Annotated in this window: 8 protein-coding genes; 4 read left to right on the top strand and 4 right to left on the bottom strand. The window is 33.7% G+C overall.

Translation table 11 applies throughout. The features are described 5' to 3' along the window. From BLP50_RS14275 to BLP50_RS03305, 4 genes are all read left to right on the top strand, one after another. Nucleotides 1–624, top strand: a 624-nt coding sequence (locus BLP50_RS14275; protein ID WP_207645734.1) for a hypothetical protein, incomplete at its 5' end; no start/stop codon positions are given. A 20-nt stretch (nt 625–644) separates the two neighbouring features. After that, nucleotides 645–1,130, top strand: a complete 486-nt coding sequence (locus BLP50_RS03315) for a hypothetical protein (protein ID WP_090150937.1) — start codon at nt 645–647, stop codon at nt 1,128–1,130. Between the two features lie 49 nt (nt 1,131–1,179). Next, nucleotides 1,180–1,785, top strand: a complete 606-nt coding sequence (locus BLP50_RS03310) for a hypothetical protein (protein WP_090150935.1) — start codon at nt 1,180–1,182, stop codon at nt 1,783–1,785. A 256-nt stretch (nt 1,786–2,041) separates the two neighbouring features. Continuing rightward, entirely contained in the window at nt 2,042–2,749 is a 708-nt protein-coding gene (locus BLP50_RS03305; RefSeq protein WP_090150933.1) for a hypothetical protein, read from the top strand. A gap of 160 nt (nt 2,750–2,909) precedes the next feature. Here the strand turns inward: BLP50_RS03305 and BLP50_RS03300 are convergent, their stop codons facing one another. From BLP50_RS03300 to BLP50_RS03285, 4 genes are all read right to left on the bottom strand, one after another. Next, nucleotides 2,910–3,824, bottom strand: a complete 915-nt coding sequence (locus tag BLP50_RS03300; RefSeq protein WP_090150931.1) for a hypothetical protein — start codon at nt 3,822–3,824, stop codon at nt 2,910–2,912. Between the two features lie 62 nt (nt 3,825–3,886). Then, entirely contained in the window at nt 3,887–5,089 is a 1,203-nt protein-coding gene (locus BLP50_RS03295; protein WP_090150927.1) for an XAC2610-related protein, read from the bottom strand. Between the two features lie 96 nt (nt 5,090–5,185). After that, nucleotides 5,186–6,391, bottom strand: a complete 1,206-nt coding sequence (locus tag BLP50_RS03290) for a 2-hydroxyacyl-CoA dehydratase (protein ID WP_090150924.1) — start codon at nt 6,389–6,391, stop codon at nt 5,186–5,188. A gap of 18 nt (nt 6,392–6,409) precedes the next feature. Continuing rightward, complete coding sequence (locus BLP50_RS03285) at nt 6,410–7,387, bottom strand: hypothetical protein (protein ID WP_090150921.1); 978 nt, start codon at nt 7,385–7,387, stop codon at nt 6,410–6,412. Nucleotides 7,388–7,404: the final 17 nt, after the last annotated feature.

The raw sequence follows: 7,404 nt of genomic DNA, 5'->3' as shown, positions 1-7,404 counted from the left end.
TCTTGGAATAACCAACCTAATATGGGTATGCCTCGGCAGTCTTGGAACAACCAACCTAATGCAGGTATGCCTCAGCAATCCCAACATATGAGTTTTACTTTTACACAGGTAAGTAGAAATGAAAATGGAGTAACCTTTAAACAATTTTCAATGTCCAAAAGTCAATATAACGTTCCAAGCTTAGCGAACAATGGCCAAAATGTTTTTATGCAATCAAAGCAAACTTATTTTGAAGCTAGAAATCAGACCATGAATTTTGCCCCAGAACAAGCTAGACAAAATGGAGCCGCTCCTACACCTCCACCACGCTCATCAAGCTTGCCAAGGAACTCTCAACCATTTAGTGGACCACAACCGGCTCAATCTCCATCTTCCAGTACTTTTTGGTCAGATATAAAGTTTAATCAAGTAAACATGACCCAGGGACCCGGATTTAGCAATGTCAATGTTACTAGCTTTTCTTCTACAAATAGTTTCAATGCCACAACAGGTACCAATCGTATGAACTCGAATTATTATAATGACATGTCAAATAATCCAAGACCAACTAATAAGGAAATAAATAGACAAAATACTGCTCCTAATTCAATTCCAAACAACAGAGCTTTAGTAAAAACTAGATAATCATATGAAAGGAATAAATAATGGCAAATTCATTGTTGAATAAATTTAAAAACGCATTTAAAAAAAATAAACCTTTTGAACCTATAATGGGTGAGTATGAAAAACCACCAAGAAGTACTTCTTTAAGACGTGGTCACCAGCCAGCTCCAGAGGCCAATAATACAGTTAGGCAAAATGTTCCTCCAGTTCCACCTATACCTAATACTCCTCAACCTGAAAATTTAACAATACCTCCTATTACTAGTTCTATCAGGCAAAATCACCTCCCCGTACCTCCTAGAAATAGTTCAAGAACACAAACTAGAAGAGGATTATATGTAACAAACCCTGATCCAGTTAATCCTAATGAATCAATGAGTTTGTCTACGAATACACGTGATTCAAGCATTCGTACTTATAATGATATTTCAAATAGTTCATCAGCTTCACAGGAATCTAACAGGCCTAAACAAAGCTCTAATGAAAGCCACCAAATCGAAGCCCCTCGTAGAGCTAGAGGCCAATAAATAAGAAAAATTTACATAAAACTACAATGAAAGAAAGGAAGTAAGTATTATGGGACAGGCATTTTCAAATTTATTTAATAGAAAAAATGATTCTACACCTAATAACAATCAAACACCAGAAAATATTACACAGAATTCAGCAGAAGAAACAAAACATCAGAATTTACACGCTGAAGTAAACGAGCCACAACAGCCATTATATAGTGGTCCAGGAGCCGAATTAGAAAGAAATAGAACAGTCTATGTAAACAAAAGAAATGGAGCCCAAGATGCAAAATTTATTCCTAATAATATATCCGGCGTCAATAGAATAAACACCTATAATCGTCCGATAACAGTGTCTGAAGGCTCAAGTGTAAGGCTAAGACCAATCCCTGATATGAACAATAATGTAAATGCACCAAATAATCGAAGAAATCCACGAAATAGACCAGTCGGTCAAGGACATGGTAGAACAAGTACTATAACAAATATGGCTGAAATAACGGGAACCCCTGTTCAGAATCAGACAACACCTAATACTCAAAATCATTATACTCCAATAGATGCTAATACCAGACAAAACAACAGAACCCCTTCCATCCAGCGAGATAATACTCAGCAAGGAAATACTCAACAACAAAATAATACTCGAAGACCAGGTAATTCAATGTAATATTAAGCCTAATTAGAATCTAGTATACTTATATGAGAATAGAGTTATTTTTTAATATTGCTCTATTCTCTTTTTTATTCTTTCGCTGTTAAGTCAATAATCTCATATATAATTATTTTTGATTAATCTTAATTTTATACAAAGAATTTTTTGATTAAGGAAAAAACGAGCCTACATTTATTAAATTATATATGTAACAGAAAAACGTTTTTGTTGTTAATTCACTATAAAAATTAATAAAAAAGGAGAATTAAATATGGCAAATATCTTCGATAAAGTATTTAAAAAAAATAATCAATCAGATGTGATTAGAAATAATTCTAGTGATTTAGGTAATAAAAATACGAATATGAATATGCTATCAAAAAGTGAAAACAAACTATTAAAAGATATTGATAAGCAATATGGAGAAGAAATAAAGAGATTTAATGAAAAACAAAGAACTACCGGCCCCAAGATCCCCAGAAGAAATGAAAGTCTACCTAATGTACCTAGAGGAAATGAAAATCAAGCTATTTCAGAGGATGGTGTAACACTTAGTGATAACGCCGCTCAATTTGGGACATTTAATCGAAATCAATCATCCAAACAAAACCAAGGACAATCAAACGAAGCAAATAATACACCGCCATCACCTTCGCAAACTGGAAGAGACGGCGCAAATTCATATTACAGTGATAAGAACTCTATTGCTAAAAGCACTAGTCAGGAAAGTAATTTGAATAAAGGTCAGAACAGAGGCTCTATCTCAGTTGATACCTTTGGTAATGGCAGACCAAACACTGAAACCTTAATAAAAAATATGTCATCTGGAATTGACCTTAATAATTTAAACAAGTTACAACGTTCTAATACTTATTCAGCTAAAGATTCTAATAATCGTCAGAGCGATAAACAAAAACAAGCAATAAATAGATCCAATTCTGCAAATAATCTTACAATAGCCAGAAGAAACAAAATGTAACAATATGTTAAAAAATAATCTCACTAAAAATCCCCCTATTACTTAACAACCAGTAAAAGGGGGATTTTTAGAAGTTTGTTCAAAAACAAGGGGTATAAAAAATGGGTATGATCGTCAATCTTTAAGTGGCTCAGATTCAGATTAGCATTTATACTCACACTTAATGCATTACCACTGGATTATAAGTTTTAAAATATACATATGGTGTATTTCCATCAAATCGGATAACTAAATACTTATCGCCTCTATATCCCTGTGTAAATGAAAATACTTCAGAATCCTGTCCCCAAACCTCTGCTTCTATGCTTGCATATAAAATATCGCCATAGTCTTTATCTTCCAAAATAAAAATCTCACAATCAGATGGATTGTGGGTATATTCAACCGTCTCACTCCCATCTTCAACAGTAATTACCGGCGAACGATTTTCATCATAACCGACTATTATAGTTACTTCAGAACCATCATTCTTTTTATAAGTATAAGTCCCGGTATATTGAGATATATCAGAATATTCATATTTGCAATTTGTATAAGATATATCTACCTCATCACCGTTACTTTCAATAAAAGAAACATCAACGTCAAAATCATTAACCTTAATAGTGCCTGATATTTCATCATCAACAATTTCTAGGACACTATCAGATTTATATTCTGCTTTAGTTTCATAATTAAAGCACCTATATTCATAAAGACAACAATAGTAAGTCCCATCTTCTTGCTTTATTAAATCACAACATCCATATGTGGTAGAATAACAGTCAAGGCAATAAATGCCACTGTAATCAGGTTTACCATCGTCTGTAGACGGATAATCCTTATGTTCAAACGAAACCTCCACAAAATCATTAAAGTCATCTTCTTCAATAGAATTCGATACTTCCTGATTTTCATCAGCGTTAGAATCTATTTTATTATCATTCTTTTCCTCTGCTTCGGCTTTTTCAACAACTGACGTATCAGCTTCAACACCAATATCTTCTTGTTTTGTCTCTTTACTTCCACATGCATTCAAAACAAATGCAGTGGCAAAAAACAAAGCAATTAATTTACTATTTTTTAACTTAACCATTTAATCTTAACCTCAATTAAATTCGCCATAAAGTCTTCTATAAGAACACAAACAATGCAAATTTATTCTTCATAAACTGTTTCCTGAGTATCCGTATTTACGAAATCACCATCGATGTATTCGTAAACGTAGTCGTAGTATGTTACTGCATTTCCACGTGAAGAACCCGTTATGCATTGATTTACTTCATCAATAGCGTAGTTTGGAATATCCTCAAACGATTTCTTGTAAACGTAATCTCCATCTTCATAGACATAAACACAATGCCCTGCAGCACCTTGAGCACCAAAATTGCCTAATGAAATTACTAAGTCTTTACGGCCATCAAAAGTGACATCTACAAACTCTGCATCAAAGTCACAGACATCTCCAACATACCTATCCGAATCCAAGTCATCATCCTTTGATGGATAATCAACTTTTATGGTAATTACGGAGCCATCCTCTTCTTGAAATAAAAAATAATCCATTAAATGCAAATATTCATCTGAATCTTCCTCTGTTCTTTGCAGCGCAACTCTGTATACAGCGTGTTCAGCGTCAACCCAATCTTCATATTCTATTTCTGCACCATCAGGAATATCTAATTCCGCAGCAACTTCCTCAAAGGACTTATCATAAGTTTTATAACAGACATCCTTTATGTACCACTGTCCATCTAAGCAGTAAGCTGTTGCTGTATATGATTTATATGCTGTAGGAGTATCTATAATATAATCCTTATCAATTGCAGATGCTTGTATCGCATTTACGATATTATCTTTTTCGTAGTCGGAAGGAACCTCTATTTCCATCTGTTCACAATCTAGTAAACTATCTCCCGCCTCCTCACACAATTGAGTAAATGGGAATATCTGATTTAGTTCGCCATCATTGAAGCTATAAGCGTAAATTAGATTAAATTCAGTAGCCGTATTAGGAAAATAGCATTGAAATACGTAATCATCTATACCATCATTATCAATATCAAGCATCTCCATGGAATTCACCGAACATGGTACATCAAGTTCAAATTCTTGTGATGTACCGTCTGAAAAATCAAATGTTATAACTGTATATTCCCCATAATAATTCTTATCTTCATCCTTAGAATCAAAAGACCAGGAGACATTACTTATTTCCTTTTTAGAATTTGAATCATTATTATCCTCTATTTTAGACTGTTCTAATTTAGTATTGTCTTGACCTTTATCTTCTTGTTTACAGGCTGAAAAAACAAGAGAACAACAAACTAATACTAAAAAATACTTATTTATATTATTCATAAATTACACCTCATATATTTTTTCATTTTTAATCTTTTTATACTTTTAAAATTTTTCATAGGTCCCACAATTTTAATGTATTTATAAATCTAATAATCAGTTTTGATGAATTAACAAATGAACTCTGTTGTAATAATTCATCCTAGATCCACTTGTATCTATATCCGCATTTGCGATATGACCTTTGCCTGATAATCTACGCTCAATAACGGAATACATCCCCTTTCCACAGGTCTGCATTACCATGCAGCAGAAGCTTTGAACAGACATAACTTTTCTGCAGTCAGAAAGCAGGTATCCTGCGCATTCCATGCCTACAAGCCAACCATCACCCATTGAATAATTCATGCTAATGTAAGGTCTAACCTTTTCTTTTAGAGTCATAAAATCATCTAGGGTAAAGAATCCATTTCTTCTCATTTCATTAACCATTTTCTTTTGAATACCAGCCAAAAAATGCTGTGCTATCCTACAGAAAGGTGTAATAACAGATTTCTTATTTAATAAATGTGTATCCATGTAATAGAGCATATACCAAGTCACCCCATTGGTATGAGCCTGGCAATTATTATCCTGAAGATATTTTTCCAAATCCCAATTACCTAGATGGCAATACTTCATATATATCTCACCAGCAATTCCCACAATCTGCTTTTTATCTGGATTCTGTTCAATAGTAGCAAAATCATCTGATATCTGCTTGAAGCGCTTTTTCATCCATCTAACTGATAAATGTCGCCCCTCTTTTAAATCAGTTGCTAATATGTCCATCCAATAGTCATATTTAGCCCTTGCCTCACCAGCATGCCTTTCATTAGGGAGGACATTATTGTAAAGAATCATAAGAATATCGCCATAATACACTGACACCAACGCTCTTATGGCCATACCTATATCTACCTTCATGGTCTCTTCTTTGGCTATACCCTGGACATTAATATTTAAGACTGGAACATCCTCAAATCCTGCCTTTCTAAGGCCTCTTTTTAATGTTCCAATATAATTGGAGCCTCTACATGCATCTCCAGCTGTAGCCATCAAAACCCTAGTACGATTTAAATCGTATTTTCCAGACTGCAGGGCAGCAATAATCTGCCCCACATTTATAATTGCTGGATAACACATATCATTGTTCACGTACTTAAGTCCGATATTCTCAACATTCTCTTCCAAATCAATAATTACAGGATGATAATTCTTTGAATAAAAAGCATACTTCATCAATGGAAAATGATAATCAAGCATTGCCGGAATTAACAATATATATTTTTCTCTATCCTTGGATTCATCTATCTTATACATGTCAATTAATCTTTACTCTTAATTCATGAATTCCCATACATTTGTATAATTGATTGGGTCAATCAAGAAATATCCATCTATATAGTCGTCTGATTCCCATATACCATTATTCTGTAAAAAGTATGAATAACATATAAAATCATATGATTCACCATCATCATTAAATGAAGGCTCACAAGCTGTAGCTATATTTACGTCCAACTGATTGTTATCACGTAAAATAAATTCATATTCTGTTGCTTCAGAAAGGATATCTGAAAAATCAAGATCAGTTAACTCTTCCGCCTCTTCTAGGGATATTTCCTTGGCTCCATATAATTTAAATGTCTTGTCAGAATCATCTAAATACAGACGATATGGAATATAACAGTGCCCCGTTGTAAGACTAGATTCTATTAACGGTAAATCATCTTCTCTATCAATCTGCATACCATACATTTCGTGATACCAGATAACTTCACCATCAACGAAGATTTTAGAACCATAGCAAGGTAAGTCGGATGCATTATGAATTGCATTATTTTTTACTGTGTATATAATTGCTTGATCATATGCTGCCATCTGTCCAGTGCCAGAAAGAAACAAATAACTATTATCACCTATTGTTACTAACTGAAGTGTTTCATGAACACTAACTGTTCCATCTTTTGCAAAATCAGTCAGATTTGTTACATCTCCTTTTTCATCAACAAACCATAGACGTGTAGCCTCAAATGTGGAATCTTCGGTAAGAGGTGAATTGTTAGTCTCATTCCAATATACTTCTAGAACAAATGCCTCATCAGTCCCATCATTATCCAAATCCACTACATAACTTACCAATGTATACTCACCGGTAATATCATTTGCCATAGAGACTATATGTGTATAGTCATTTGGATTTAAATCCGCTGTAACTACATCATCAATATAATCTGTAGATTTCTCTCCCTCAGGTATAATCTCTACTTCTGCATCCTCAGTCTCAGTTGAAATTTCCACTGAATCTTCTTTCACTTCCCCCTTCACATCTT

This window comes from Pseudobutyrivibrio sp. AR14 (assembly GCF_900101325.1).
GTDB lineage: Bacteria > Bacillota > Clostridia > Lachnospirales > Lachnospiraceae > Pseudobutyrivibrio.
Note: the sequence above shows the minus strand (reverse complement) of the source record. Positions and strands in the feature narration are given on the sequence as shown.